This is a genomic window from Streptomyces sp. WMMC1477, assembly GCF_027460245.1.
Lineage (GTDB): Bacteria > Actinomycetota > Actinomycetes > Streptomycetales > Streptomycetaceae > Streptomyces.
Map to the genome: position 1 here is coordinate 3,222,174 of NZ_JAPZBD010000003.1, position 26,658 is coordinate 3,248,831.

At 71.2% G+C, this 26,658-nt stretch carries 24 protein-coding genes and 4 tRNA genes; 21 read left to right on the plus strand and 7 right to left on the minus strand.

Annotated elements, in window-relative coordinates; all coding sequences use genetic code 11:
• Nucleotides 1–124: 124 nt before the first annotated feature.
• The gene (locus O7609_RS14725) at nt 125–613 is read right to left on the minus strand and encodes a YajQ family cyclic di-GMP-binding protein (RefSeq protein WP_269736494.1); all 489 of its coding nucleotides are present in this window, start codon (nt 611–613) and stop codon (nt 125–127) included.
• A 184-nt stretch (nt 614–797) separates the two neighbouring features.
• Here O7609_RS14725 and O7609_RS14730 point away from each other — a divergent pair.
• Nucleotides 798–879 (plus strand) — tRNA-Tyr (locus O7609_RS14730).
• 86 nt (nt 880–965) lie between these two features.
• Here the strand turns inward: O7609_RS14730 and O7609_RS14735 are convergent.
• On the minus strand, nt 966–1,118 hold the full coding sequence (locus O7609_RS14735; RefSeq protein ID WP_269743687.1) for a hypothetical protein: 153 nt from the start codon (nt 1,116–1,118) through the stop codon (nt 966–968).
• A gap of 19 nt (nt 1,119–1,137) precedes the next feature.
• Here O7609_RS14735 and O7609_RS14740 point away from each other — a divergent pair, with 19 nt between their 5' ends.
• From O7609_RS14740 to O7609_RS14755, 4 genes are all read left to right on the plus strand, one after another.
• Nucleotides 1,138–1,632 (plus strand): MFS transporter, encoded by a 495-nt coding sequence (locus O7609_RS14740; protein WP_269743688.1) that lies wholly within the window; start codon nt 1,138–1,140, stop codon nt 1,630–1,632.
• A 3-nt stretch (nt 1,633–1,635) separates the two neighbouring features.
• The gene (locus O7609_RS14745; RefSeq protein ID WP_269736491.1) at nt 1,636–1,764 is read left to right on the plus strand and encodes a hypothetical protein; all 129 of its coding nucleotides are present in this window, start codon (nt 1,636–1,638) and stop codon (nt 1,762–1,764) included.
• Between the two features lie 61 nt (nt 1,765–1,825).
• Entirely contained in the window at nt 1,826–2,242 is a 417-nt protein-coding gene (locus O7609_RS14750; RefSeq protein ID WP_269743689.1) for a hypothetical protein, read from the plus strand.
• Nucleotides 2,239–4,458, plus strand: a complete 2,220-nt coding sequence (locus tag O7609_RS14755) for a tetratricopeptide repeat protein (protein WP_269743690.1) — start codon at nt 2,239–2,241, stop codon at nt 4,456–4,458. Before O7609_RS14750 ends, O7609_RS14755 begins: the two co-directional genes overlap by 4 nt.
• Nucleotides 4,459–4,485: 27 nt before the next feature.
• On the opposite strand, the gene O7609_RS14760 is transcribed toward O7609_RS14755, so the two are convergent.
• The 3 genes from O7609_RS14760 to O7609_RS14770 form a co-directional block, all read right to left on the minus strand.
• The gene (locus O7609_RS14760; RefSeq protein ID WP_269743691.1) at nt 4,486–4,782 is read right to left on the minus strand and encodes a hypothetical protein; all 297 of its coding nucleotides are present in this window, start codon (nt 4,780–4,782) and stop codon (nt 4,486–4,488) included.
• A gap of 71 nt (nt 4,783–4,853) precedes the next feature.
• Nucleotides 4,854–5,516, minus strand: a complete 663-nt coding sequence (locus tag O7609_RS14765; RefSeq protein ID WP_269743692.1) for an NAD(P)H-binding protein — start codon at nt 5,514–5,516, stop codon at nt 4,854–4,856.
• Between the two features lie 97 nt (nt 5,517–5,613).
• Nucleotides 5,614–6,903, minus strand: a complete 1,290-nt coding sequence (locus O7609_RS14770; RefSeq protein ID WP_269736486.1) for a hydrolase — start codon at nt 6,901–6,903, stop codon at nt 5,614–5,616.
• 502 nt (nt 6,904–7,405) lie between these two features.
• Between O7609_RS14770 and O7609_RS14775 the strand changes: the two genes are divergently transcribed.
• From O7609_RS14775 to O7609_RS14800, 6 genes are all read left to right on the plus strand, one after another.
• Nucleotides 7,406–7,478 (plus strand) — tRNA-Thr (locus O7609_RS14775).
• Nucleotides 7,479–7,525: 47 nt separating this feature from the next.
• Nucleotides 7,526–7,598: transfer RNA gene (locus O7609_RS14780), tRNA-Met, on the plus strand.
• Nucleotides 7,599–7,690: 92 nt separating this feature from the next.
• Nucleotides 7,691–7,855 carry a 50S ribosomal protein L33 gene (gene rpmG / locus O7609_RS14785; RefSeq protein ID WP_003956487.1) on the plus strand — a complete coding sequence of 55 codons (165 nt, stop codon included), beginning with the start codon at nt 7,691–7,693 and terminating at the stop codon, nt 7,853–7,855.
• A gap of 156 nt (nt 7,856–8,011) precedes the next feature.
• Complete coding sequence (locus O7609_RS14790; RefSeq protein ID WP_269736485.1) at nt 8,012–8,467, plus strand: MaoC family dehydratase N-terminal domain-containing protein; 456 nt, start codon at nt 8,012–8,014, stop codon at nt 8,465–8,467.
• A 1-nt stretch (nt 8,468) separates the two neighbouring features.
• Nucleotides 8,469–8,903: a MaoC family dehydratase gene (locus O7609_RS14795; RefSeq protein WP_269743693.1), complete on the plus strand. Its 435-nt coding sequence runs from the start codon at nt 8,469–8,471 to the stop codon at nt 8,901–8,903.
• A gap of 82 nt (nt 8,904–8,985) precedes the next feature.
• Entirely contained in the window at nt 8,986–10,041 is a 1,056-nt protein-coding gene (locus tag O7609_RS14800; protein ID WP_269736483.1) for a UDP-N-acetylmuramate dehydrogenase, read from the plus strand.
• A 79-nt stretch (nt 10,042–10,120) separates the two neighbouring features.
• Here O7609_RS14800 and O7609_RS14805 read toward each other — a convergent pair whose 3' ends face one another.
• A complete protein-coding gene (locus tag O7609_RS14805) occupies nt 10,121–11,140 on the minus strand; it encodes an adenosine deaminase (protein ID WP_269736482.1) in 1,020 nt (339 codons plus the stop codon).
• Between the two features lie 203 nt (nt 11,141–11,343).
• Nucleotides 11,344–12,585 (minus strand): pyridoxal phosphate-dependent aminotransferase, encoded by a 1,242-nt coding sequence (locus O7609_RS14810; protein ID WP_269736481.1) that lies wholly within the window; start codon nt 12,583–12,585, stop codon nt 11,344–11,346.
• Nucleotides 12,586–12,904: 319 nt separating this feature from the next.
• On the opposite strand from O7609_RS14810, the gene O7609_RS14815 reads away from it, so the two are divergent.
• The 10 genes from O7609_RS14815 to O7609_RS14860 all read left to right on the plus strand — a co-directional run bounded on the left by O7609_RS14815 (nt 12,905) and on the right by O7609_RS14860 (nt 26,598).
• A tRNA-Trp gene (locus tag O7609_RS14815) sits at nt 12,905–12,977 on the plus strand.
• A gap of 116 nt (nt 12,978–13,093) precedes the next feature.
• Nucleotides 13,094–13,375 carry a preprotein translocase subunit SecE gene (gene secE, locus O7609_RS14820; RefSeq protein ID WP_269736480.1) on the plus strand — a complete coding sequence of 94 codons (282 nt, stop codon included), beginning with the start codon at nt 13,094–13,096 and terminating at the stop codon, nt 13,373–13,375.
• A gap of 77 nt (nt 13,376–13,452) precedes the next feature.
• The gene (gene nusG / locus O7609_RS14825; protein WP_269743694.1) at nt 13,453–14,334 is read left to right on the plus strand and encodes a transcription termination/antitermination protein NusG; all 882 of its coding nucleotides are present in this window, start codon (nt 13,453–13,455) and stop codon (nt 14,332–14,334) included.
• Between the two features lie 270 nt (nt 14,335–14,604).
• Entirely contained in the window at nt 14,605–15,039 is a 435-nt protein-coding gene (gene rplK, locus O7609_RS14830; protein WP_269736478.1) for a 50S ribosomal protein L11, read from the plus strand.
• An 85-nt stretch (nt 15,040–15,124) separates the two neighbouring features.
• Nucleotides 15,125–15,847, plus strand: a complete 723-nt coding sequence (gene rplA, locus O7609_RS14835) for a 50S ribosomal protein L1 (protein ID WP_269736477.1) — start codon at nt 15,125–15,127, stop codon at nt 15,845–15,847.
• Nucleotides 15,848–15,967: 120 nt separating this feature from the next.
• Entirely contained in the window at nt 15,968–16,930 is a 963-nt protein-coding gene (locus tag O7609_RS14840; protein WP_269743695.1) for a hypothetical protein, read from the plus strand.
• A 485-nt stretch (nt 16,931–17,415) separates the two neighbouring features.
• Complete coding sequence (gene rplJ, locus O7609_RS14845) at nt 17,416–17,970, plus strand: 50S ribosomal protein L10 (RefSeq protein ID WP_269736475.1); 555 nt, start codon at nt 17,416–17,418, stop codon at nt 17,968–17,970.
• Between the two features lie 108 nt (nt 17,971–18,078).
• Nucleotides 18,079–18,465 carry a 50S ribosomal protein L7/L12 gene (gene rplL / locus O7609_RS14850; RefSeq protein WP_269736474.1) on the plus strand — a complete coding sequence of 129 codons (387 nt, stop codon included), beginning with the start codon at nt 18,079–18,081 and terminating at the stop codon, nt 18,463–18,465.
• Nucleotides 18,466–19,119: 654 nt separating this feature from the next.
• Nucleotides 19,120–22,602 (plus strand): DNA-directed RNA polymerase subunit beta, encoded by a 3,483-nt coding sequence (gene rpoB / locus O7609_RS14855; protein WP_269736473.1) that lies wholly within the window; start codon nt 19,120–19,122, stop codon nt 22,600–22,602.
• A 96-nt stretch (nt 22,603–22,698) separates the two neighbouring features.
• Nucleotides 22,699–26,598, plus strand: coding sequence for a DNA-directed RNA polymerase subunit beta' (locus O7609_RS14860; protein WP_269737251.1), 3,900 nt, complete (start codon nt 22,699–22,701; stop codon nt 26,596–26,598).
• Nucleotides 26,599–26,658: the final 60 nt, after the last annotated feature.

Below are 26,658 nucleotides of genomic sequence, written 5' to 3' on the forward strand. Positions count from 1 at the left end.
AGAGAGACTCCCCGCCCCGCCGAAACTCATCGCCGCCCGCGGAACAGCGTGCAACGAGGGCCGCCGTCGGGGCGTCCCCGGCGACAACGCCCCCGTTGCGCGCTGCCGGCGCGGGAGCGCTCCGTCAGCGGTAGTTGACGAACTGGAGCGCGAAGTCGAAGTCCTTGCCCTTCAGCAGGGCGATGACCTCCTGCAGCGCGTCCCGGCTCTTCGAGCTCACGCGGAGCTCGTCGCCCTGCACCTGCGCCTTGACGCCCTTGGGGCCCTCGTCGCGGATGACCTTGGCGACCTTCTTCGCGTTGTCCTGGGAGATGCCCTCCTGGATCGAGCTGAAGATCTTGTATTCCTTGCCCGACGCCTGCGGCTCGCCCGACTCCAGGGCCTTCAGCGAGATCCCGCGCTTGACCAGCTTGCCCTGGAAGATGTCGAGGACCGCCTTCGCGCGCTCCTCGGAGTTCGCGCGGATCTCGATCTTCTCGCCCGACCAGGCGATGCTCGCTCCCACGCCCTTGAAGTCGTACCGCGTCGAGATCTCCTTGGCGGCCTGGTTGAGGGCGTTGTCGACCTCCTGCCGGTCGACTTTCGAGACGATGTCGAAACTGGAGTCGGCCATCGTTGGTTGGCTCCTCGTACGTAGATCCGGTAGGGACGACGGCCCGCCCGACGGCGTCCGCGCCCGCCCAGCCTAGCCCCGTCGCCCCGCCGGGCCGCTGATCAACCGAGTGGCGAAGCACCCCCACCCATCAGGTATGGTTTACCCCGTCGTCGAGGAGCGCGGCTCCGGACGGCGAACCCCTGGCGGTGTGCCCGAGCGGCCAAAGGGAGCAGACTGTAAATCTGCCGGCTCAGCCTTCCCAGGTTCGAATCCTGGCGCCGCCACAGGAACGGGAAACCCCCTCCGATCAGGTCGAAAGACCAGGTCGGAGGGGGTTTCTGCGTGTCCGGCGGTGGCCCTGGGGGTGGGGTCAGGGGGGTGGGGTGCCGTTGTCCGGGGGCAGGGTCGCGGTGAGGCGGCGGAGCAGGTCGGCGAGGTGGACCTGGTCGTCCTCGTCGAGCCCGGCGAGAAGGCGGCGCTGGTTGTCCAGGTGGACGGCGACGAGCGCGTCAGTGAGGGGCAAGCCGGCGTGGGTGAGGGTGATGCGGCGTCCCCGGGAGTCTGATATCAACTTCCTGGTCGCCTTCGGCTACACGGCCCAGGCCATCGCCCTGCCGGTCTACCTCACCCGCGACGTCGGGCTGCCCGGCGCCCTGGCCGGGCTGGTCTTCGCGGTCAACACCGCGCTGGTCGCCGGGCTCGGCGTGCCCGTCGCCCGGCTGACCCTGCGCGGTCGGCGTACCCGCACGGCCGCACTCGGCGCCGCCGGTTTCGCGGCCTCCTTCGCCGCCTTCGCCGCCCTGCCCCGGTTCGTCGGCGGCCCGGACGCGGTCGTCGCCGTCCTCGCCGTCGCCGTGCTCTACACCGCCGCCGAGCTCGTCCACTCCGCGCCCACGCAGAGCCTGTCCGTCCAGGCCGCCCCCGACCACCTGCGCGGACGCTACCTGTCGGCCTATCAGCTCTCCTGGTCGCTCTGCCGCACGATCGCGCCCCTGCTGCTGGGGCTCCTGCTCGACGCGGGGGAGTGGCACGTGTGAGCGGTGCTCGCGCTGATGGTGCTGGCCGGCGCGGCGATCCTGCTGCGCGCCGAACGCTCCCTCCCCGCCCAGGTGCTCACCATGCCCCGGGCCCCCGCCACCGCCCCGCCGCCGCAGAAAGCCGCCCGATGACGCGACGGGGCCGGGGAACTAGGGTGACGGGACGTCAGGCAGGACGTGGGACGGGGGCGGAATGGACGCGCAGATCGTCGAGTTGGCGCGGGCGGCGGGGACGGCCGTCGTCGGGGTGCTGGTGACCGAGGCGTGGCAGTCGGCCCGGGACGGGCTGACGGGGCTGTGGCAGCGGGTGCACCCGGAGCGGGCCGAGGGTGTCGGGGCGGAGCTGGCGGCGTCCCGGGACGAGCTGCTGGCGGCCCGGGAGGCCGGGGACGAGCTGGCTGAGGAGGAGCTGCGCACCGAGTGGCAGGCCCGGGTCCGGCGGCTGCTGGTCGAGCGCCCGGAGGTGGCGGACGAGCTGCGGGTGCTGCTGGACGAGCTGCGGCCCGCGCAGCCGGAGCAGACGGGGACGACGGTGACGTTGAACGCGACGGCGTCCGGGCAGGCCCGGGTCTACCAGGCGGGCCGCGACCAGCACATCGGCGAGGGGTGAGCGGGGCGCTGTCCGGCCGTGCCTCCGGGCAGGGCCGGGTGTACCAGGCGGCCGGCGACCAGCACATCGTCGAGCACCACCATCACCACCCCGCCGGGCCGGGCCCCATGCCTGACTCCGTGCGGGTGCCGACGGTGGGGCGCACGCCGCCCGTCCTGCGGGACCGGAACGAGGTGAGGGCCGCGCTGCGGGAGGCGGTGGCACCGGGCGGCTCGGGGGTGCACGTGCTGTTCGGCATGGGCGGGTGCGGGAAGACGAACATCGCCCACGCGCTCTTCCGGGAGGCGGAGCGGGAGGGGGCGCGGGACTGCTTCTGGGTGGGCTGTGCGGACCGGATGACCCTGCGCTCCTCCATGCTGGCCGTGGCGGCCGAACTGGGCGTGCCCGAGGGCACGATCGCGGCCGCGGCCGAGGGGCGGCGCCCTGCGGCGGACCTGGCGTGGGCGGCGCTGGAGGGGGCTTCGCGCCCGTGGCTGCTGGTGCTGGACAACGCCGACGCCCCGGAGATCCTGGCCGAGGGCGGCTGGCTGCGGGCGGCCCGCCGGGGGACGGTGGTGGTCACGACGCGGCTGGGGACGTCCCCGGTGTGGGCCGGGGCGGTGCGCCACGCGGTGGGCGCGCTGCCGCTGCCGGACGCAGCGCAGGCGCTGTGCGATCTGGCGCCGGAGGCGGGCGGGCCGACGGAGGCGCGGGAGATGGCGCGGCGGCTGGGCTGCCTGCCGCTCGCGCTCAACCTGGCCGGGACGTATCTGGCCCAGCAGGTGCTGGAGCGGTGGACGATGAGCGAGTACTGCGGCCGTCTGGAGCCTGATCCGACGGCGCTCCTGGACCGGGGCGCGCGGCCCGGGGCGCCGGACGGCCAGCTGGTCGGCGGCACGTGGCGGCTCTCGTTGGACGCTCTGGCCGCCGAGGGCCTGCCCGGCGCGGTGACGCTGCTGCGTCTGCTGGCGTGCTGGGCGGCGGAGCCGCTGCCGTTGCCGCTGCTCGCGGCGGCGGCCGGGCATCCGGTGACCGCGGGGGTGCGGGTGGAGCCCGCGCTGCGCGGGCTGCTCGACCACTCGCTCGTCGCCCTGACCACGGCGCCCGGGGCGGGCTCGGCCGAGCCCGCGCGCTGCGTGCTGGCCCATGGCGTGCTGCTGGACAGCGTGGCGGCGGGCACCCCGCACGGTGAGCGCGCGCGGCTGCTGACGACGGCGGCCGAGCTGCTGGACGGTGCGCTGCTGGCCGGTGCGGGCAGCGACGGGGAGCGGGCGACGACGCGGCTGCTGGCGCCGCACGCCGCCGCGCTCCTGAAGCGGGCCACGGCCCACGCGGAGTCGGCGGAGCCGCCGGACGGGGCGGCGGGCCGGGCGGCGGACGAGCCGTGCGTCACGGCCGCCGCCGAGGTCGTGCGGAAGGTCCTCGGGCCCGTGCTGCGCGTCGCCCGGCTCGCCTACCGGGCCGGTGACTGGCCCGCGGCCCTGGCGCTCGCCGACGCGGCGGCGCGGACGGCGGGCCGGGTGCTGGGCGAGCGGGACGCGGTGACGCTGGAGGCGGGGCTCGCCGCCGGGCCCGTGCTGTTGCGGCTCGGCCGGTACGCCGAGGGTGCGGAACGGCTCGGCCGGGTGCGGGCGGGCTGCGTCGACGTGTTCGGCCCGGACGACGTCCGCACGCTCGACGCGGGCTTCGAGCTGCAGCGGCTGCTGCATCGGCTCGGGCGGTGGGCCGAGGCCCGCCCGCTGCTGGAGGCGGTGCTCGCCGGGCGCGCCCGGCTGCTGGGGCCGGAGCACACCGACACGCTCAAGGCCCGCTGCGAGCTGCTGGAACTCCGGGCGGCGCAGGGGGACCACGCGGGGGCGGAGACGGCGGCCGCGGAGCTGGTGGGGGCGTGCGAGCGGTATCTGGGCGCCGGGCACCTCGTCACCGTCTGGGCCCGGGACGCGTATGCGAAGGAGCTGCTGCGCCAGGGCCGCGCGGAGGCGGCGGCCGGGCTGCTGCGGTCGGTGCTGGCGGGGCAGCGCGCCGGGTACGGCGAGGGGCACCCGCTGGTGCTGGGAGTGTCGATCGTGCTGAGCCGTGCGCTGTACGCGTCCGGTGAGACGGCCGAGGCCGCGGCGCTGGCCCGGGAGGTGGCGGAGGGACGCGCGGCGATCCTCGGCGAGGACCACCCGGAGACGGCGGCTGCGCTCGCCTGGCTGGACCGGGCTGCCAACGGGGGTGTCAGCGAGGCCGGGTGACGGCGTCTGCCCCCGGTTGCCGGGATGTCAGGTCACGTCCTTCTCCTCGGCGGGTTCGAGGATCCGGGTGCGGGGTGTGCCGGCGAGTGAGGAGGACCGTTCCTTGTCCGGCCAGACTTTCGTACGCACCGTGTAGAGGAAACCCTCGGCCTGCTCGATGGTCGGGAAGTCGAGGTCGATGACGACGGTGGCCGGGTCGTCGACCGGACGCTGGACGCGGTAGTGCTGGACGCCCGCTTTGCGGCGCAGTTCGGCGTTGCGGTCGAACTGACTCTTGAAGAGATCGAAGTCGGTGATCGGCGCCTCGATGTGGACCGTGGTCATGGTGCCCTCCTCGGGGAGGCTTGCACTTCCCATGCTCGTACGGCGGAGGAGGGCTGTCCAACCGCGTCGGATCAGGCCGGCAGGGTGGCGGTGACGGCGGCGGGGACCGGGGTCTCGCCGCTGACGAGGCCCAGGGTGAGGCCCGCTGTGCGGGGCTCGTCGAGGAGGGCAGCGAGGACGGCGGCCACGTCCTCGCGGGGGACCTCGGCGCGGGTGACGTCGGGGCCGAGCCGGACGCGCCCGGTGCCGGGCTCGTCGGTGAGGCGGCCGGGGCGCAGGATCGTCCAGTCCAGGTCGGTGCGGGCCCGGACGGCGGCGTCGGCGGCGCCCTTGGCGCGGAGGTAGGCGGCGAAGACGGGGTCGGTGCCGGGCGGCGGCTCCTCGTCGACACGCAGGGCGGAGACGACGAGGAGACGGCGGACCCCGGCCCGGGCGCAGGCCTCGGCGAAGAGTTCGGCGCCCGCGCGGTCCATGGTGTCCTTGCGCGCGGCGCCGCTGCCGGGGCCCGCGCCGGCGGCGAAGACGGCGGCGTCGGCGCCCGCGAGATGACCCGCGACCTCCTCGGCGGTGGCCGACTCCAGGTCGCAGACGACGGGTTCGGCGTGGGCGGCCCGGACGGCGTCGGCGGCTTCGGGACGGCGGATCAGGCCGACGGCTTCGTCCCCGCGGGCGGTGAGCAGCCGCTCCAGCCGTACCGCGATCTTTCCGTTGCCCCCTGCGATGACTGTGCGCATGGCCCCGACCGTACGGCACCGGACCCGGCGGAGAAGGGCAACCCCGCGGGCGACCCCGCCGCCGACCCCGAAGTCAGCCCCGCGGGCGACCTTGAGGTCAACCCTGGGCCTGGCGCGGGAGGTCGAGACCGTCGGCGTCGGCGGCGTCGCAGAACTCCCGTACCGCGCTGGTGCGGGCCACCACGCGCCCCCGGTGCACGACGACGCGGCTGTACCCGAGCGACAGCACGCCCGAGACGGTCTGGCCCCGGACGGCGAGCAGTTCGGCCGGGAAGCCCGCCTCGACCCGGACCGGGGGCAGCCCGAGGGTGTGCCGGGCGGCGGCGCTGACGGCGGCGTAGGCGGTGTGGGGGTCGGCCTCGGCGGCGGAGGCGAGCAGGAAGGCGGCCTCGAGGGGGTCGCCGCGGCCGACGGGGTTGGCGGTGTCGCGCAGGGCCCCGCTGCCCGCCGCGACGTGGACGCCTGCCGCACGCAGAAGCCGCAGCGGCGCCCAGCCCGCCTTGCCGGGGCCCGGGTCGCCGGGGTGACCGGACGGGCCGGGGCCGCCCTCGTACGCGCAGCCGCCCTGGGGCAGGGTGACGACTCCGACCCCGGAGGCGGCGAGCCGTTCGGCGAGCTGCCGGGCGACGTCCTGCGGCAGCCGGGCGAGCCCGCGGCAGGGGCCGATGGTGACGCGGGGCCGCAGCCCGCCGGCCATGGTGGCGAGCCGGGCGAGGCGGACGGGCTCGGGGGCGCCGGTGTGGAGGTCGACGGGCCGGCCGTGTTCGGCGGCGAGTTCGAGCACGGCCTCGGTGTGCCCGGCGGGGTCGGGGTCGAGGTCGGGGCAGCCTCCGACGACGTCCACGCCCATGCGGACGGCGTCCCGCAGGAGGGCGAGCCCGTCGGCACCGGCCATGCCCGTGAGGAGCCCGGGGACGGCGACGACGCTGAGCTCGGTCAGGCCGCGCAGGGCGCGCCGGGCGCCGAGGACGGCCTGCAGGGGACCGAGCCCGGTGACGTCGCCGACGCGTACGTGGGTGCGGATGGCGGTGGCGCCGTGGCCGAGTTGGAGGAGCGCGGCCTGTGTCGTGCGCCGCTGGACGTCGCCGGGGTCCTGGGAGGGCGGGCCCGGGGCGTCGGCGGTGAGGGCGTTGTCGTGGTGGGCGTGGGGCTCGGCGGGGGCGGGAAGGAGGAGGTAGCCGGTGAGGTCGACGCGGGTGCCCCGGTCGCGGGGGACGGTGTCGGCGAGGCTGCCCGCGGTGCCGACGGCCTGGATGTGGCCGTCGGTGATGCGGACGTCGACGGCGCGCCCGTCGGCGAGGCGGGCACCGCTGAGGAGGAGGGTGGCGCCGTCGCGGTCGGTGCCGGTGCGGCCCTCGTCGGGCCCCTGAGGCTGGCTGTCCGGCATCGGGCTCCCCTCGGTGACGCCCCGGCGGGGTGCGGTGCGGGGCGTGTGCGGACGTGGAACGTGCGGCCCTGGCTCCCGGCGGGCCGGGGCCTGCGGACTGGGGACGTGCAAGATCCATCCGAGCGTAGGACGCACTCGCGGACGATGGTGCCCAGTCGTGGCCTGTCGGGATAAGTCGTACCGGCAGCGGCGGGCCGAACCGACGGCCGCGCGCCGGAAGCCGCCCGGGGCCGCGCGGCGGAGGGCGCCCGGAGAGCGGCCGGCCGATGCCGAGCCGGGCGGCCGCCGAGCGGTGGGGCCGCCGGACGCAGAGGCCGCCGAACCGCGAGGCCAGCGGGCCGGGAGGACATCGGCTGGGCCGTGCGGGGGCGTGCGCGGCAGGGTACGGGGGCGTGCGCGAGACCGCACGTCCAGTGGCGCGCCGGGCGGCGCGCTGGGGCGCCTCACGCACGCGATACGGATTTCACCTTCGGCGGCGGACCGTGTAGTGTCTTCATCGCTCGCCCCAATAGCTCAGTCGGCAGAGCGTCTCCATGGTAAGGAGAAGGTCAACGGTTCGATTCCGTTTTGGGGCTCTGATGTGTTAAGCCGTCCGCCGCTGGCGGGGGGCCGCTCGCATCGTGGCGGCGTAGCTCAGTCGGTAGAGCAAACGGCTCATAATCGTTGTGTCACCGGTTCAAGTCCGGTCGCCGCTACTAATCCCAGTAGCCGATTGTGGGGTCGGTCCTTCGATCGGCTACTCTTTCTGCGTTAAACACCTATTCGTTCGCGTCAAGGAGCACTCAACGTGGCTGCCACCGACGTCCGCCCGAAGATCACGCTGGCCTGCGTGGAGTGCAAGGAGCGGAACTACATCACCAAGAAGAACCGGCGTAACAACCCGGACCGTCTTGAGATGAAGAAGCACTGCCCGCGCTGCAACTCGCACACCGCGCACCGCGAGACGCGCTGACCGCAGGGCTGATCAAGGTTCGTCACTGAGGCCGCCCCCTTTCCCGGGGGGCGGCCTCAGGGCGTTCGGGGTCGGGGGAGACCAGCGCCACAGTGCGGGCAGCCCGACCCCGTGAGGTGTACGGACAGACGAGATCCCAGCAGGAGGTAGCGGGCCATGGCCCTCGACCAGTCGTTCGTCGGGCGGAGTTACCCGCCCACCGCGCCCTACGAGGTCGGCCGCGAGAAGATCCGGGAGTTCGCGGAGGCCATCGGCGACGCGAACCCGGCGTACACGGACCCGGAGGCGGCGAAGGCCCTCGGCCACGAGGACGTGATCGCCCCGCCCACCTTCGTGTTCAGCATCACCTTCCGCGCCGCCGGGCAGGTCGTGCAGGACCCGGAGCTGGGGCTGGACTACAGCCGTGTCGTGCACGGCGACCAGCGTTTCGTCTACACCCGCCCGGTGCGGGCCGGCGACCGGTTGACGGTGACGTCGACCGTCGAGGCCATCAAGTCCATGGCGGGCAACGACATCCTGGACATCCGCGGTGAGGTGCACGACGCGCTGGGCGAGCACGTCGTGACCGCCTTCACCAAGCTGGTGGCCCGTGCGGCGGACGAGGAGAGCTGAGATGACCGCCACGATCGCCTACGCCGACGTCGAGCCCGGCACCGAGCTGCCCGCGCAGACGTTCCCCGTCACCCGCGAGACCCTGGTGCGGTACGCGGGGGCCTCCGGGGATTTCAACCCGATTCACTGGAACGAGCGGTTCGCCCGCGAGGTCGGCCTGCCCGACGTCATCGCGCACGGCATGCTCTCCATGGCCTCCGCCGTCCGCGTCGTCACCGACTGGGCCGACGACCCGAGCGCCGTCGTCGAGTACGGGGTGCGGTTCACCAAGCCCGTCGTCGTCCCGGACGACGGGAAGGGCGCCGTGATCGAGGTCTCGGCGAAGGTCGCGGCCAAGCTGGACGACGAGGCCCGCACCGTCCGGGTGGACCTCACGGCCACCAGCGCGGGGCAGAAGGTGCTGGGCATGTCCCGCGCCGTCGTCCGCCTCGCCTGACGCCTCACCCGGTCTCCTGTCCCCTGTCCCGTTGTCCGCTCGCCCGGCGTCGCCGTCGGGCCCGCCCCTTACGCTGGTGCCCGTGCAGGAACTTCTCGACGCCCCGCTCGCCCCGCTGACCACCTTCCGGCTCGGCGGGCCGGCGCGCCGCCTCGTCACCGCCACCACGGACGACGAGGTGGTCGCCGCCGTGCGCGCCGCCGAAGCGGCCGGTACCCCGCTGCTGCTGGTCGGCGGCGGCAGCAACCTCGTGATCGGCGACGGCGGTTTCGACGGCACCGCCCTGCGCATCGCCACCACGGGCTTCGCCCTGGACGGGACGGCGCTGGAGCTGGCGGCGGGGGAGACGTGGTCCGACGCCGTGGCCCGCACCGTCGAGGCGGGGCTCGCCGGGATCGAGTGCCTGGCCGGGATCCCCGGTTCGGCGGGGGCCACCCCGATCCAGAACGTCGGCGCCTACGGGCAGGAGGTGTCGTCCGTCATCACGGAGGTCGTCGCCTACGACCGCGCCGAGGGGCGGGTCGTGACGATCCCGGCGGCCGACTGCGGCTTCTCCTACCGTCACAGCCGCTTCAAGGCACACCCGGAGCGCTACGTCGTCCTGCGGGTGCGCTTCGCCCTTAAGGACGCCGGCGGGCTCTCCGCGCCCATCCGCTACGCGGAGACGGCGCGGGCCCTCGGGGTCGAGGTCGGGGAGCGCGTTCCCGCGGCCCGGGCCCGCGAAACCGTCCTCAAGCTCCGGGCCGGCAAGGGCATGGTGCTCGACCCGGAGGACCACGACACCTGGTCCGCCGGCTCCTTCTTCACCAACCCGATCCTGGGCGAGGCCGAACATGCCGCGTTCCGCGCCCGCGTCGCCGAGCGCCTCGGGCCGGCCGTCGAGCCGCCCGCCTGGCCGGTCGGCGACGGCCGGGTGAAGACGTCCGCGGCCTGGCTGATCGACCACGCCGGGTTCCGTAAGGGCCACGGCACCGGTGCCGCCCGGATCTCCACCAAGCACACGCTGGCGCTCACCAACCGGGGCGCGGCCACCACCGAGGAGCTGCTGGGCCTCGCCCGCGAGGTCCGGGACGGCGTGCGGGCGGCCTTCGGGGTCACGCTCGTCAACGAGCCCGTCACCGTCGGCTGCGCCCTCTAGCCGACGCGCCCCCCGAGGCACCTCCCGAGCCGTTCGCGAGCCGTTCCCGAGCCGTTCCCGAGCCGTCCGCGAGGCGCCGTCAGGCCGTCAGCCAGGCGTCGATGTCCGCCAGCAGGGCCTTGCGCACCTCCGGGGGCGCCACCGAGCCCCGCACCGACTGCCGGGCCAGCTCGGCCAGCTCCACGTCCGAGAAGCCGTGGTGCTCTCGGGCCAGCTCGTACTGGGCGGCCAGCCGGGAGCCGAACAGCAACGGATCGTCGGCGCCCAGCGCCATCGGCACCCCCGCGTCCCACAGCACCCGCAGCGGGACGTCGGCGGGTTTGTCGTAGACCCCCAGGGCCACGTTCGAGGCGGGGCAGACCTCGCAGGTCACGCCCGCGTCGGCGAGCCGCCCGAGCAGCACCGGGTCCTCCGCGGCCCGCACCCCGTGCCCCACGCGACGCGCGGCCAGGTCGTCCAGGCAGTCCCGCACGCTGCTGGGCCCGGTCAGCTCGCCGCCGTGCGGCGCGGCGAGCAGCCCGCCGTCGCGGGCGATGGCGAACGCCCGGTCGAAGTCGCGCGCGAAGCCGCGCCGCTCGTCGTTGGAGAGCCCGAAGCCGACGACGCCCCGGTCCCGGTAGCGCACCGCGAGCCGGGCCAGGGTGCGGGCGTCCAGCGGATGCTTCATGCGGTTGGCGGCCACGAGGACCCGGATGGACAGGCCCGTGCGGCGTTGGGCGGCCTCGACGGCGTCCAGGATGATCTCCAGCGCGGGGATCAGCCCACCCAGCCGCGGCGCGTAGGAGGTCGGGTCCACCTGGATCTCCAGCCACCTGGAGCCGTCCCGCAGGTCCTCCTCCGCCGTCTCGCGGACCAGCCGGTGGATGTCCTCGGGCTCGCGCAGGCAGGAGCGCGCGATGTCGTAGAGCCGCTGGAAGCGGAACCAGCCGCGCTCGTCCGTGGCCCGCAGCTTGGGCGGCTCCCCGCCGCGCAGCGCGTCCGGCAGGTGGACGCCGTATTTGTCGGCCAGCTCCAGCAGTGTGCCGGGCCGCATCGAGCCGGTGAAGTGCAGGTGCAGGTGGGCCTTGGGGAGCCGCCGGACATCACGTGCGCGTTCCATCCCAAGATCCTGCCGCAGAGCACCGGAGTCGGGAAGCGGCTTTCCGCAATTCCGCGACCCCCGCGAACAGACGTCCACCCGCCGCACCCACGGGCGCCGGCCCCGCCCGCACCGGCCCCCCCCACGCGCCGGACCCCCGCCCGCGGGCGGAACGGGGGTCCGAAGGAGAGGGACCGCGGGCGGCCGCGCGCCGCCCGGCGGGCTCAGCGCGCCTCGGCCAGCAGCTTCTGGATCCGGGAGACGCCCTCGACGAGGTCCTCGTCGCCCAGGGCGTAGGACAGCCGCAGGTAGCCCGGGGTGCCGAAGGCCTCCCCGGGAACGACGGCGACCTCGGCCTCCTCCAGGATCAGCGCGGCCAGCTCCACGGTGTCGGCGGGGCGCTTGCCCCGGATCTCCTTGCCCAGGAGGCCCTTGACCGAGGGGTAGGCGTAGAACGCGCCCTCGGGCTCCGGGCAGACGACGCCGTCGATCTCGTTGAGCATCCGCACGATCGTGCGGCGCCGACGGTCGAAGGCCTCCTTCATCGTGTCCACGGCCGTCAGGTCGCCGGAGACGGCGGCCAGCGCGGCGGCCTGGGCCACGTTGCTGACGTTGGAGGTGGCGTGGGACTGGAGGTTCGTCGCCGCCTTGACGATGTCCTTCGGGCCGATGATCCAACCGACCCGCCAGCCGGTCATGGCGTACGTCTTGGCCACGCCGTTGACGACGACGCAGCGGTCGGCCAGCTCCGGCACGACGACGGGCAGCGAGGAGAACTCGGCGTCACCGTAGACGAGGTGCTCGTAGATCTCGTCCGTCATCACCCACAGACCGTGCTCGGCGGCCCAGCGGCCGACGGCCTCGACCTGCTCGCGCGAGTACACGGCGCCGGTCGGGTTGGAGGGGGAGACGAAGAGCAGCACCTTGGTGCGCTCGGTGCGCGCGGCCTCGAGCTGCTCGACGCTCACCCGGTAGCCGGTCGTCTCGTCGGCGACGACGGGCACCGGAACCCCGCCGGCGAGCTTGATCGACTCCGGGTAGGTCGTCCAGTACGGGGCCGGGACGATGACCTCGTCGCCCGGGTCCAGCATGGCGGCGAAGGCCTCGTAGATGGCCTGCTTGCCGCCGTTGGTGACGAGCACGTTGGCGGCCTCGACCCGGTAGCCCGAGTCACGCAGCGTCTTCTCGGCGATGGCGGCCTTCAGCTCGGGCAGACCGCCGGCCGGGGTGTAGCGGTGGAACCTGGGGTTGCGGCACGCCTCGACCGCCGCCTCGACGATGTAGTCGGGAGTCGGGAAGTCGGGCTCGCCCGCGCCGAAACCGATGACCGGCCGTCCGGCCGCCTTGAGGGCCTTCGCCTTGGCGTCGACGGCCAGGGTGGCCGACTCGGAGATCGCGCCGATGCGCGCCGACACGCGGTTCCCGGTCGGGGCGGGGGACTGGTCTGAGGGGGTTGCAGCAGTCATACCAGCATCGTTGCAGACTCGCCGTCGGCCGGACACAACGGTTTCACTCCCCGGAGTCACCGTCCCGCGCCCGAGCCCGCCCCTGAGCCGGCGCACGGACCCGCCCCGGAGCCCGTGCCGTGCCGCGTCCCCGCCTCCCCCGGAGCCTCGTGCGGGAAGCCGACGGGGCTCAGCGCGGGGGCTCGCGCACAGCCGTCGGGTGCAACCTGTTCGACGGCAGCGCGGTGAGCACGTACACTCTTCCCTCGTTGGCCTTCAGCGACCGCGGGCCGGGCACTCTACGCAGTGCCGGGGATGCGGTAGGTTGGGGGATCCGCAAAGGGTCGTAGCTCAATTGGTAGAGCACTGGTCTCCAAAACCAGCGGTTGGGGGTTCAAGTCCCTCCGGCCCTGCTCACGCATCTTCTCCACCCCATAGGATGGTGCGTGCAGGCGTACGTACTGAAATGCACCGCCGTGCGGCTGGGCCGAACGTCGCACGGCCCCGACCCCGGATCAGGTGAGGACAAGTGGCGGAGATCACCGATACTGCCGAGGTCCCCGAGCCCGGGCGTTCGTCGGACGACAAGAAGCCGCGGCGCGGCGGCAAGCGAGCCAAGAAGGGTCCGCTGGCTCGGCTGGCACTCTTCTACCGGCAGATCGTCGCCGAACTCCGCAAGGTCGTCTGGCCCACGCGGCAGCAGCTCGCGACGTACACCACCGTGGTGATCATCTTCGTTCTCATCATCATCGGTTTTGTCTTCGTGATTGACTATGGATTCAGCAAGGCCGTCGAGTTCGTCTTCGGCTGAGCCCCACCGCGGCGGCACCGCTTCCGTGGTGCCGATCCGTATGTTCGACCCCATAAAGCCAGGAAGAAGCAGCTACCGTGTCTGACCCGAACCTGAACGACGCCGTCGAGCCCGCCCAGGGCGGCGAGGCTGCGCTCGACTCCGTCGAGTCCACGGCAGCCGACAGCGTCGACCAGGCCGAGGCCGCGCAGGCCGCCGACGCGGTCGAGGAGCCCACCGTCGAAGCCGACACCGAGGTCGAGGCCGAGGTGGAGGCCGGCGAGGCCGCCGAGGACGACGCGGAGGCCGTCGACACCGAGGCCGTCGACACCGAGGCCGTCGAGGAGGCCGAGGAAGAGCCCGTCGACCCCGTCGCCGCGCTCCGCGAGGAGCTGCGCTTCCAGCCGGGCGAGTGGTACGTCATCCACACCTACGCCGGCTACGAGAACCGGGTGAAGACGAACCTGGAGCAGCGTGCCGTCTCGCTCAACGTCGAGGACTACATCTTCCAGGCCGAGGTGCCGCAGGAAGAGGTCGCCCAGATCAAGAACGGCGAGCGCCGCACCGTCCGGCAGAACAAGCTGCCCAGCTACGTGCTGGTCCGCATGGAACTGACGAACGAGTCCTGGGGCGTCGTCCGCAACACCCCCGGTGTGACCGGCTTCGTCGGCAACGCCTACGACCCGTACCCGCTCACGCTGGACGAGGTCGTCAAGATGCTCGCCCCCGAGGCCGAGGAGAAGGCCGCCAAGGAGGCCGCCGAGGCCGAGGGCCGCCCGGCGCCCAGCCGCAAGGTCGAGGTGCAGGTGCTGGACTTCGAGGTGGGCGACTCGGTCACCGTCACCGACGGCCCCTTCGCCACCCTGCAGGCGACCATCAACGAGATCAACGCCGACTCCAAGAAGGTCAAGGGCCTGGTGGAGATCTTCGGCCGCGAGACCCCGGTCGAGCTGAGCTTCGACCAGATCCAGAAGAACTGAGGCCCACGGCCCGGTCGAGCCCCCGCACGGCGCCAGCGGCGCCGCCGGGGGCTCGTTCCGTGCCACCTCACACGCACCTCGGCCGTCGGCGACGTCCGCGGTCCGGCCCGTCCGGCGGCGGGCCCGGCGGTGGCCGTCACGGCCCCTCCCCAGGCTTGGGACCTGCCGGTTTCGCTCTGGGGTGGGGCATTGGCTATCGTGGTGCGGTATGCCTCCATCCGGATGACGGATGGTTCGGCGAAACACTCTCACTCAAGACCCGGAGAGAGCATGCCTCCCAAGAAGAAGAAGGTCACGGGGCTGATCAAGCTCCAGATCCAGGCCGGTGCCGCGAACCCGGCTCCGCCGGTCGGCCCCGCGCTGGGCCAGCACGGCGTGAACATCATGGAGTTCTGCAAGGCCTACAACGCCGCGACCGAGTCGCAGCGCGGCTGGGTCATCCCGGTGGAGATCACGGTCTACGAGGACCGTTCGTTCACCTTCGTCACCAAGACCCCGCCGGCCGCGAAGATGATCCTCAAGGCCGCGGGCGTGGAGAAGGGCTCGGGCGAGCCGCACACCAAGAAGGTCGCCAAGATCACGCGCGACCAGGTGCGGGAGATCGCCACCACCAAGATGCCCGACCTCAACGCGAACGACCTGGACGCCGCCGAGAAGATCATCGCCGGCACCGCGCGTTCCATGGGCGTGACGGTCGAGGGCTGACCGACCCCGGTCACCAGCAGTTCCCGTGGGAGGACCGAGCGCTTGGTCCACACCACGACTCCATACCTGAAACACAGGAGCAGAAGTGAAGCGCAGCAAGACTCTCCGCAGCGCGGACGCCAAGGTCGACCGCACGCGGCTCTACGCCCCCCTTGAGGCCGTCCGCCTCGCCAAGGAGACCTCCGGGGTCAAGTTCGACCCCACCGTCGAGGTCGCGTTCCGGCTGGGTGTGGACCCGCGCAAGGCCGACCAGATGGTCCGCGGCACCGTGAACCTGCCGCACGGCACCGGTAAGACCGCCCGGGTCCTGGTCTTCGCGACCGGTGACCGTGCAGCCGCCGCGGAAGCCGCGGGCGCCGACATCGTCGGCTCCGACGAGCTGATCGACGAGATCTCCAAGGGCAACCGCCTGAACGAGTTCGACGCCGTCGTCGCCACCCCGGACCTCATGGGCAAGGTCGGCCGCCTGGGCCGCGTGCTCGGTCCGCGTGGTCTGATGCCGAACCCCAAGACCGGCACCGTCACCCCCGACGTCGCCAAGGCCGTCACCGAGATCAAGGGCGGCAAGATCGAGTTCCGTGTCGACAAGCACGCGAACCTGCACTTCATCATCGGCAAGGTCTCGTTCAGCGACGAGCAGCTCGTCGAGAACTACGCGGCGGCGCTGGAGGAGATCAACCGGCTGAAGCCGTCCGCGGCCAAGGGCCGGTACATCAAGAAGGCCACCATCACCACCACGATGGGCCCCGGCATTCCGGTCGACTCCAACCGCACCCGCAACCTCCTCGTCGAGGACGAGGCGGCCTGACGCGTCGGTCGAGTGTGACCCGAGACCCCCGCTCCTCCGGAGCGGGGGTTTTGCCGTTGTCGGACACCTGCCCTCATGCACTACGGTTGGCACATTCACTGGCACAACTTGGGGGGACGCATGCGTCCGATACGTAAGACGGCGCTGGGAGCCGCGAGCCTGGCCGCGGCCGTCGTGCTGACGGGCTGCTCCGGCGGCGGCGACAAGAGCGACGACGGGGGCAAGCCGGCTCCGGCGAAGTCCGCCGAGCAGCGCACCGAGGAGCGCTCCGCGCTCCAGGTGATGACGGCGGCCACGAAGAAGACCACCGAGGCGAAGTCCGCCCGGGTCGAGATGACGATGAAGATGCCCGAGGGCGCGGCCGGTCCGGGGGGCGAGGCCGGGGCGATGGAGATGCACGGCGTCATGTCCTGGGACCCGGTCGCCATGGACTTCACGCTGAGCGGCTCCGCCTTCGAGGAGGCGGCCGGTGAGCCCGGCATGCCGGACGAGATCCGCATGATCTGGCTCGACGACATCATGTACATGCACATGGGCGAGGCCATGGCGGCCGAGACCGACGGCAAGAGCTGGATCAAGATGGATCTGGGCGCGCTGGCGGAGCAGACCGAGGACGAGGAGATCGCCCGGCAGATGACGGGCGGTCTGCAGGACATGGGCCAGAGCCCGGCCGAGCAGATGGCCCTCCTGCTGGACTCGCCCAGCATCGAGCACGTCGGCGCCGAGAAGCTGGACGGCGAGGCCACGCAGCACTACCAGGGCACGCTGAGCATCGCCGAGCTCCTGGAGATGGAGATGGAGCAGTCCGCCTCCGCGGACTTCATGACCGAGGAGGAGCGCAAGGAGCTCCTCGAGGGCATGGACGAGACGGGCATCGAGAGCCTCGACCTCGACGTCTGGATCAACGGCGACGACATGCCGGTGAAGCTGACGATGACGATGGACAGCCCCATGGGCGCCATGGAGGTCACCCAGCGCATCACCGACTACGGCGTCGAGGTCGCCCCGCAGGCCCCGCCGGCGGAGGACACCTTCGACTTCCTGCAGATGCTGGAGGACCTGGGCGGCCCGGGCGCGGTCTGACCCAACCGCGGTCCCCGCGCCCCTTCAGGGGCGCGGGGACCGCGCGGGCGGCCACGGCGTGCCCGGGGCCCGCGAGGTGCGGGAGAGGCGGCCCCCTCCCGGTGCGGGGTGCAAACCGCGCTTGCCAGCTCTGCGCCTACGCGCAGACCTCCCACGTGCGGGGGGACGGATTTGCCCTGGCGGAGGGCCTGCCCGTACAGTGTCGCGGTAGCCAAAGACCGCTGGTCGTTGCTGTGTGCCTCCGCGAGGTGGTGCTCAGTGGCCTAAGGATCCGCCCGTTGGGCGGACGGCCCGTGCAGGCACATGAGGTCCACTCCGGCATGGGCGCGAGCCCGAGCCGTCGAGTCACGCCCCGTGCGCCTGCGCACCGGGGCGTTTCGCTTGTTGAGCGGCTCCTTCCTGTAGTGCCCGATGGGGCGGTCCGGCGCGACGGGCCGGTCGTAGGACCGGCCGAGGACCAACACCCGGAAGGAGGCGCGAGGCTCATGGCGACGCCCGACAAGGTCGCAGCCGTTGAGGAGATGACGGAGAAGTTCCGGAACTCCAACGCCGCTGTGGTCACCGCGTACACCGGTCTTTCCGTGGCACAGCTCAAGGAGCTGCGCCGCTCGCTCGGTGACAACGCCCAGTACCGTGTGGTGAAGAACACGCTGACCAAGATCGCGGCCAAGGAGGCCGGGATCACCGCACTCGACGAGTTCCTGGTGGGCTCGACGGCGGTCACCTTCGTGGCCGGTGACCCGGTCGAGGCGGCCAAGGGTCTGCGTGACTTCGCCAAGAACAACCCCGCGCTCGAGGTCAAGGGCGGTGTCCTTGACGGCAATGCCCTGAGCGCGGACGAGATCAGGAAGCTTGCGGACCTCGAGTCCCGCGAGGTGCTGCTCGCCAAGCTGGCCGGTGGCATGAAGGCGTCCATGGCCAAGGCCGCGGCGACCTTCCAGGCCCCGCTCACGAAGTTCGTCCGCACCGCGGACGCGCTGCGTGCCAAGGCCGAGCAGGGCGGTGCCGGTACGCCGGCTCCCGCCGAGGCCGCGGAGTAACCACTCCCCGGTCCAGCGGGCCCCGTCTACGAAGCGAAGCCGCCAGGCGCACGCCCGCCGACATGTACGACATCCGGCACCAGCCGACTTAGTGGAAGGACGCCAACCATGGCGAAGCTCACCCAGGACGAGCTGCTCGAGCAGTTCGAGGGCATGACTCTGCTCGAGCTCTCCGAGTTCGTGAAGAAGTTCGAGGAGAAGTTCGACGTCGAGGCCGCCGCTCCGGCCGCCGTCGTCGCCGCTCCGGCCCAGGGTGGTGGCGAGGCCGCCGCCGCCGAGGAGAAGGACGAGTTCGACGTCGTCCTCACCGGCGCCGGTGACAAGAAGATCCAGGTCATCAAGGTCGTGCGCGAGCTGACCTCCCTCGGCCTGAAGGAGGCCAAGGACCTGGTCGACAACACGCCGAAGCCGGTTCTGGAGAAGGCCAACAAGGAGGCCGCGGACAAGGCCAAGGAGGCCCTCGAGGGCGCCGGCGCCTCCGTCGAGGTCAAGTGACCCGCTGAACCTCCGCGGGGCGGAGGCCGCACGCGGCTCCCGACCCGCTCGCCGAGGGCGATCACCCATCCGGGTGGTCGCCCTCGGGCGTTTTCGGGGGCCCACAGGCGAGTGAATTCCCGGGATTACCCGCCGGTCACCCTTCCAGGCGCGTGCCGCTCTCCTTGCCTTCGCGTCCGCCGCGGGTAGGGTGATCACCGGTGTTCGGCGCGACCCTCCGTGACGGAGGTGTCGGGCGGAACGGGGCGGTCTTCGGCCGCCGCACATCGCGGGTGTGACGGCCGCGGCGGAGTGCGGGGCCTTGACGTATGGCGTCCGGGCGCGCGATTCTCACAAGCGCCGTGGCGTCAGGGGGCGCACCGGTTCGGAGTTCCGCGCAACCCGAGGCATGGATCCTCGGCGATGTGGGAAGTCTTGCGGCAGGCACCGAGAGGCGGGCCGAAGGACAGCGCCGAGGCAGTACCCGACAGACAACCGAGGAAGAGCTCCCGGAGGGAGAGAGAGGCCCTGCGCCGATCTCCGATGTTCCGCTCTGGACATCAGTGGGCCTTGTGGCTACACTGACCCTTTGCGCTGCCTTATAGCTGCTCCCTGCCCGTCACCAGGGGCACCGGTATGCGCGTAGTGAGTCCGAGCCCTCGGAAGGACCCCCTCTTGGCCGCCTCGCGCAACGCCTCGACCGTCAATTCGAACAACGGCGCCAGCACCGCACCGCTGCGTATTTCCTTTGCGAAGATCAAGGAGCCCCTCGGGGTTCCCAACCTCCTTGCCCTCCAAACCGAGAGCTTCGACTGGCTGCTCGGCAACGAGGCGTGGAAGGGGCGGGTCGAGGCTGCCCTCGACCGGGGGGAGGACGTCCCCACCAAGTCCGGTCTGGAGGAGATCTTCGAGGAGATCTCCCCGATCGAGGACTTCTCCGGCTCCATGTCGCTGACGTTCCGCGACCACCGGTTCGAGCCGCCGAAGAACTCGATCGACGAGTGCAAGGAGCGTGACTTCACCTACGCCGCTCCGCTCTTCGTCACCGCCGAGTTCACCAACAACGAGACCGGCGAGATCAAGTCCCAGACGGTCTTCATGGGCGACTTCCCGCTCATGACGAACAAGGGCACCTTCGTCATCAACGGCACCGAGCGTGTCGTGGTCTCGCAGCTCGTCCGCTCGCCGGGCGTGTACTTCGACAGCTCCCTGGACAAGACCTCCGACAAGGAGATCTACTCCGCCAAGGTCATCCCGTCCCGCGGTGCCTGGCTGGAGATGGAGGTCGACAAGCGTGACATGGTCGGTGTGCGCATCGACCGCAAGCGCAAGCAGTCGGTCACCGTGCTGCTGAAGGCCCTGGGCTGGACGAACGACCAGATCCTGGAGGAGTTCGGCCAGTACGAGTCCATGCGGGCCACCCTGGAGAAGGACCACACCCAGGGGCAGGACGACGCGCTGCTGGACATCTACCGCAAGCTGCGTCCGGGCGAGCCGCCGACGAAGGAGGCCGCCCAGACCCTGCTGGAGAACCTCTACTTCAACCCGAAGCGCTACGACCTCGCCAAGGTCGGCCGGTACAAGATCAACAAGAAGCTCGGCGGCGACGAGCCGCTGGACTCCGGCGTGCTCACCAGCGCCGACATCATCGCCACGATCAAGTACCTGGTGAAGCTGCACGCCGGGGAGACGGAGACGGTCAGCGCCGAGGGCGACGAGATCGTCGTCGAGACGGACGACATCGACCACTTCGGCAACCGCCGCCTGCGCAACGTCGGCGAGCTGATCCAGAACCAGGTCCGCACCGGTCTCGCCCGTATGGAGCGCGTGGTCCGCGAGCGCATGACCACGCAGGACGTCGAGGCGATCACGCCGCAGACACTGATCAACATCCGGCCGGTCGTCGCCTCCATCAAGGAGTTCTTCGGCACCAGCCAGCTCTCGCAGTTCATGGACCAGACGAACCCGCTGTCGGGTCTGACCCACAAGCGCCGCCTGTCGGCGCTGGGCCCGGGTGGTCTGTCGCGTGAGCGGGCCGGCTTCGAGGTCCGTGACGTGCACCCCTCGCACTACGGCCGCATGTGCCCGATCGAGACGCCGGAAGGCCCGAACATCGGTCTGATCGGTTCGCTCGCCTCCTACGGCCGGGTCAACGCCTTCGGCTTCGTGGAGACGCCGTACCGCAAGGTGGTGGACGGCGTCGTCACCGACGAGGCGCACTACCTGACGGCCGACGAGGAGGACCGCTTCGTCATCGCGCAGGCCAACGCGCCGCTGACCGATGACATGCACTTCGCCGAGGCCCGCGTCCTCGTCCGCCGCCGTGGCGGCGAGGTCGACTACGTCACGGGTGACGAGGTCGACTACATGGACGTCTCGCCGCGCCAGATGGTGTCGGTCGCGACGGCCATGATCCCCTTCCTGGAGCACGACGACGCCAACCGCGCGCTCATGGGCTCGAACATGATGCGCCAGGCCGTGCCGCTGCTGAAGGCGGAGTCGCCGCTGGTCGGCACCGGCATGGAGTACCGCTCCGCGGTCGACGCCGGCGACGTCATCAAGGCCGAGAAGGACGGTGTCGTCCAGGAGGTCTCCGCCGACTACGTCACGGTGGCCAACGACGACGGCACGTACACGACGTACCGCGTCGCCAAGTTCTACCGCTCCAACCAGGGCACCTCCTTCAACCAGAAGGTGATCGTCGACGAGGGCGCCCGGGTCATCGAGGGCCAGGTCCTGGCCGACGGCCCGTCCACGCAGGACGGCGAGATGGCCCTCGGCAAGAACCTCCTCGTGGCGTTCATGCCGTGGGAGGGCTACAACTACGAGGACGCGATCATCCTGTCGCAGCGCCTCGTGCAGGACGACGTCCTGTCCTCGATCCACATCGAGGAGCACGAGGTCGACGCCCGGGACACCAAGCTCGGCCCCGAGGAGATCACCCGGGACATCCCGAACGTCTCCGAGGAGGTCCTGGCCGACCTCGACGAGCGCGGCATCATCCGGATCGGTGCCGAGGTCGAGGCCGGGGACATCCTGGTCGGCAAGGTCACCCCGAAGGGTGAGACGGAGCTGACGCCGGAGGAGCGTCTGCTGCGCGCGATCTTCGGTGAGAAGGCCCGCGAGGTCCGTGACACCTCGCTGAAGGTGCCGCACGGCGAGACCGGCAAGGTCATCGGCGTCCGCGTCTTCGACCGCGAGGAGGGCGACGAGCTGCCCCCGGGCGTGAACCAGCTCGTGCGCGTCTACGTGGCCCAGAAGCGCAAGATCACCGACGGTGACAAGCTCGCCGGCCGGCACGGCAACAAGGGCGTCATCTCCAAGATCCTGCCGGTCGAGGACATGCCGTTCACCGAGGACGGCACCCCGGTCGACGTCATCCTCAACCCGCTCGGCGTCCCGTCCCGGATGAACCCGGGCCAGGTGCTGGAGATCCACCTCGGCTGGCTGGCCTCCCAGGGCTGGAAGGTCGAGGGCAGCGAGGAGTGGATGGAGCGGCTGAAGGCCATCGGCGCCGACGAGGTGGCCCCGGGCACCAACGTCGCCACCCCGGTCTTCGACGGCGCCCGCGAGGACGAGCTGACGGGCCTGTTCGAGCACGCGCTGCCCAACCGCGACGGCGAGCGGGTCGTGCTGCCGTCCGGCAAGGCCCGGCTGTTCGACGGCCGCTCCGGCGAGCCGTTCCCGGCCCCGATCTCCATCGGCTACATGTACATCCTCAAGCTGCACCACCTGGTGGACGACAAGCTGCACGCCCGCTCCACCGGCCCGTACAGCATGATCACCCAGCAGCCGCTGGGTGGTAAGGCCCAGTTCGGTGGCCAGCGCTTCGGTGAGATGGAGGTGTGGGCGCTGGAGGCTTACGGCGCCGCCTACGCCCTCCAGGAGCTGCTGACCATCAAGTCCGACGACGTCACCGGCCGCGTGAAGGTCTACGAGGCCATCGTCAAGGGCGAGAACATCCCCGAGCCCGGCATCCCCGAGTCCTTCAAGGTGCTCATCAAGGAGATGCAGTCGCTCTGCCTGAACGTGGAGGTGCTCTCCTCGGACGGCATGTCGATCGAGATGCGTGACACCGATGAGGACGTCTTCCGCGCCGCGGAAGAGCTCGGTATCGACCTGTCCCGGCGCGAGCCGAGCAGCGTCGAAGAGGTCTGACGGGTGGTCGGGGGGCCGTGCACACCACGGCCCCCCGGCACTCCCCGGACCCCGTTCAGACCACAATTGACACGACCCTGAGAGGGATTGACGAGAGTGCTCGACGTCAACTTCTTCGACGAGCTGCGGATTGGCCTGGCCACCGCTGACGACATTCGTCAGTGGTCCCACGGCGAGGTCAAGAAGCCGGAGACCATCAACTACCGCACCCTCAAGCCCGAGAAGGACGGACTCTTCTGCGAGAAGATCTTCGGCCCCACCCGGGACTGGGAGTGCTACTGCGGCAAGTACAAGCGCGTCCGGTTCAAGGGCATCATCTGCGAGCGCTGCGGCGTCGAGGTGACCCGCGCCAAGGTGCGCCGTGAGCGGATGGGCCACATCGAGCTGGCCGCTCCCGTGACGCACATCTGGTACTTCAAGGGTGTGCCGAGCCGCCTCGGCTACCTGCTGGACCTCGCGCCGAAGGACCTGGAGAAGGTCATCTACTTCGCCGCGTACATGATCACGTACGTGGACGAGGAACGCCGCACCCGCGACCTGCCCTCGTTGGAGGCCCACGTCTCCGTCGAGCGTCAGCAGATCGAGCAGCGCCGCGACTCCGACCTGGAGGCGCGCGCCAAGAAGCAGGAGGCCGACCTCGCCGAGCTGGAGGCCGAGGGCGCCAAGGCCGACGTCCGCCGCAAGGTGCGCGAGGGCGCCGAGCGCGAGATGAAGCAGCTCCGCGACCGCGCGCAGCGCGAGATCGACCGCCTTGACGAGGTGTGGAGCCGCTTCAAGAACCTCAAGGTCCAGGACCTGGAGGGTGACGAGCTGCTCTACCGCGAGCTGCGGGACCGCTTCGGCACCTACTTCGACGGTTCGATGGGCGCCGCCGCTCTGCAGAAGCGGCTGGAGACCTTCGACCTGGAGGAGGAGGCCGAGCGCCTCCGCGAGATCATCCGCACCGGCAAGGGCCAGAAGAAGACCCGCGCCCTCAAGCGGCTCAAGGTCGTCTCCGCGTTCCTGCAGACGTCCAACAGCCCCAAGGGCATGGTGCTGGACTGCGTCCCGGTCATCCCGCCGGACCTGCGTCCGATGGTGCAGCTGGACGGTGGCCGCTTCGCGACCTCCGACCTGAACGACCTGTACCGCCGCGTCATCAACCGCAACAACCGCCTCAAGCGTCTCCTCGACCTCGGTGCCCCCGAGATCATCGTGAACAACGAGAAGCGGATGCTGCAGGAGGCCGTCGACGCGCTGTTCGACAACGGCCGCCGCGGTCGTCCGGTGACGGGCCCGGGCAACCGGCCGCTGAAGTCGCTGTCCGACATGCTCAAGGGCAAGCAGGGCCGCTTCCGGCAGAACCTGCTCGGTAAGCGTGTCGACTACTCGGCGCGTTCCGTCATCGTCGTCGGCCCGCAGCTCAAGCTGCACCAGTGCGGACTGCCGAAGGCCATGGCGCTGGAGCTGTTCAAGCCGTTCGTGATGAAGCGCCTGGTCGACCTGAACCACGCGCAGAACATCAAGTCGGCCAAGCGCATGGTCGAGCGCCAGCGCACCGTGGTGTACGACGTCCTCGAAGAGGTCATCGCCGAGCACCCGGTGCTGCTGAACCGTGCGCCGACGCTGCACCGCCTCGGCATCCAGGCCTTCGAACCGCAGCTGGTCGAGGGCAAGGCCATTCAGATCCACCCGCTCGTGTGCACCGCGTTCAACGCGGACTTCGACGGTGACCAGATGGCCGTCCACCTGCCGCTGTCCGCGGAGGCTCAGGCCGAGGCCCGCATCCTGATGCTGTCCTCGAACAACATCCTCAAGCCCGCCGACGGCCGTCCGGTGACCATGCCCACCCAGGACATGGTGCTCGGCCTGTTCTTCCTGTCCAGCGAGGCGGGGGAGCGGGACGTCAAGGGCGCGGGCCGGTCGTTCGCCTCCACCGCCGAGGCGATCATGGCCTTCGACGCCGGCGAGCTCTCGCTCCAGGCCGAGGTGGAGATCCGCTTCCCGGTCGGCTCCGTCCCGCCGCTGGGCTGGACCCCGCCGGCTCCGGAGGAGGGCGAGGCCGCCTGGCAGCCGGGCGACGGCTTCCGGCTCAAGACGACGCTGGGCCGGGCGCTCTTCAACGAGCTCCTGCCCGAGGAGTTCCCGTTCGTCAACTACACCGTCGGTAAGAAGCAGCTCTCCCAGATCGTCAACGACCTGGCCGAGCGCTACCCGAAGGTGGCGGTCGCCGCGACGCTGGACAACCTCAAGTCGGCCGGTTACCACTGGGCCACCCGCTCGGGCGTCACCATCGCCATCTCCGACGTCGTCGTGCCCGAGGCGAAGAAGGAGATCATCGCCGGGTACGAGGCGAAGGACGAGAAGGTCCAGAAGCAGTACGAGCGCGGTCTGATCACCAAGAACGAGCGTTCGCAGGAGCTCATCGAGATCTGGACCAAGGCGACGAACGAGGTCGCCGAGGCCATGAACGTGAACTTCCCCAAGACGAACGCCATCTTCATGATGGTCGACTCGGGCGCGCGCGGAAACATGATGCAGATGCGGCAGATCGCGGGTATGCGCGGTCTGGTGTCGAACGCGAAGAACGAGACCATCCCGCGTCCCATCAAGTCCTCGTTCCGTGAGGGCCTGTCCGTGCTGGAGTACTTCATCTCCACGCACGGTGCGCGTAAGGGTCTCGCCGACACCGCCCTGCGGACCGCCGACTCGGGGTATCTCACCCGTCGTCTGGTGGACGTCTCGCAGGACGTCATCATCCGCGAGGAGGACTGCGGCACCGACCGCGGCCTCAAGCTGCCGATCGCCGTCAGGGGCGCGGACGGCACGCTGCGGAAGACGGAGGACGTCGAGACCAGCGTGTACGCGCGCTGCCTCGCCGAGGACATCGTCGTCGACGGCAAGGTGCTGGCCCCGGCCGGCACCGACCTGGGCGACGTCCTCATCGAGGAGGTCGTCCGGCACGGCGTCGAGACGGTCAAGACCCGCTCGGTCCTGACCTGCGAGTCCGCCGTCGGCACCTGCGCCATGTGCTACGGCCGCTCCCTGGCCACCGGCAAGCTGGTGGACATCGGCGAGGCCGTCGGCATCATCGCCGCCCAGTCCATCGGTGAGCCTGGCACCCAGCTGACGATGCGTACCTTCCACACCGGTGGTGTGGCCGGTGACGACATCACCCAGGGTCTGCCGCGTGTCGTCGAGCTGTTCGAGGCGCGCACCCCGAAGGGTGTCGCCCCGATCACCGAGGCGGCCGGCCGGGTGCGCATCGAGGAGACCGAGAAGACGAAGAAGGTCGTCGTCACGCCGGACGACGGCAGCGACGAGACGGCCTACCCGGTCTCCAAGCGCTCCCGTCTGCTGGTGGGCGAGGGCGACCACGTCGCCGTCGGCCAGCCGCTGACCGTCGGTGCGGCCAACCCGCACGACGTGCTGCGCATCCTCGGCCAGCGCGCCGTCCAGGTCCACCTGGTCGGCGAGGTGCAGAAGGTCTACAACAGCCAGGGCGTGTCGATCCACGACAAGCACATCGAGATCATCATCCGGCAGATGCTGCGCCGTGTGACGATCATCGAGTCCGGTGACGCCGAGCTGCTGCCCGGTGAGCTGGTCGAGCGCTCGAAGTTCGAGGGCGAGAACCGCCGCGTCGTGCAGGAGGGCGGCCACCCGGCCTCCGGCCGTCCGCAGCTCATGGGTATCACCAAGGCCTCGCTGGCGACCGAGTCGTGGCTGTCCGCGGCCTCCTTCCAGGAGACGACCAGGGTCCTCACCGACGCGGCGATCAACGCCAAGTCGGACTCCCTGATCGGCCTCAAGGAGAACGTCATCATCGGTAAGCTCATCCCGGCCGGTACGGGCCTGTCCCGCTACCGCAACATCCGGGTCGAGCCGACCGAGGAGGCGAAGGCCGCGATGTACTCGGCCGTCGGGTACGACGACATCGACTACTCGCCGTTCGGCACCGGCTCCGGCCAGGCCGTTCCGCTGGAGGACTACGACTACGGCCCCTACAACCAGTAAGGCGCCCGGGTCCCTCCGCGCGAGCCGCGCGGCGGCTCGCAGGGCCTCGCAGAACCATCC

Bases quoted from the DNA above. Each gene is read 5' to 3' on its own strand.
- O7609_RS14725 (WP_269736494.1), bottom strand. From the start codon at position 613: ATGGCCGACTCCAGTTTCGACATCGTCTCGAAAGTCGACCGGCAGGAG.
- O7609_RS14740 (WP_269743688.1), top strand. From the start codon at position 1,138: ATGCGGCGTCCCCGGGAGTCTGATATCAACTTCCTGGTCGCCTTCGGC.
- O7609_RS14750 (WP_269743689.1), top strand. From the start codon at position 1,826: ATGGACGCGCAGATCGTCGAGTTGGCGCGGGCGGCGGGGACGGCCGTC.
- O7609_RS14760 (WP_269743691.1), bottom strand. From the start codon at position 4,782: ATGACCACGGTCCACATCGAGGCGCCGATCACCGACTTCGATCTCTTC.
- O7609_RS14765 (WP_269743692.1), bottom strand. From the start codon at position 5,516: ATGCGCACAGTCATCGCAGGGGGCAACGGAAAGATCGCGGTACGGCTG.
- O7609_RS14770 (WP_269736486.1), bottom strand. From the start codon at position 6,903: ATGCCGGACAGCCAGCCTCAGGGGCCCGACGAGGGCCGCACCGGCACC.
- O7609_RS14790 (WP_269736485.1), top strand. From the start codon at position 8,012: ATGGCCCTCGACCAGTCGTTCGTCGGGCGGAGTTACCCGCCCACCGCG.
- O7609_RS14795 (WP_269743693.1), top strand. From the start codon at position 8,469: ATGACCGCCACGATCGCCTACGCCGACGTCGAGCCCGGCACCGAGCTG.
- O7609_RS14805 (WP_269736482.1), bottom strand. From the start codon at position 11,140: ATGGAACGCGCACGTGATGTCCGGCGGCTCCCCAAGGCCCACCTGCAC.
- O7609_RS14810 (WP_269736481.1), bottom strand. From the start codon at position 12,585: ATGACTGCTGCAACCCCCTCAGACCAGTCCCCCGCCCCGACCGGGAAC.
- rplK (WP_269736478.1), top strand. From the start codon at position 14,605: ATGCCTCCCAAGAAGAAGAAGGTCACGGGGCTGATCAAGCTCCAGATC.
- O7609_RS14840 (WP_269743695.1), top strand. From the start codon at position 15,968: ATGCGTCCGATACGTAAGACGGCGCTGGGAGCCGCGAGCCTGGCCGCG.
- rplJ (WP_269736475.1), top strand. From the start codon at position 17,416: ATGGCGACGCCCGACAAGGTCGCAGCCGTTGAGGAGATGACGGAGAAG.
- rplL (WP_269736474.1), top strand. From the start codon at position 18,079: ATGGCGAAGCTCACCCAGGACGAGCTGCTCGAGCAGTTCGAGGGCATG.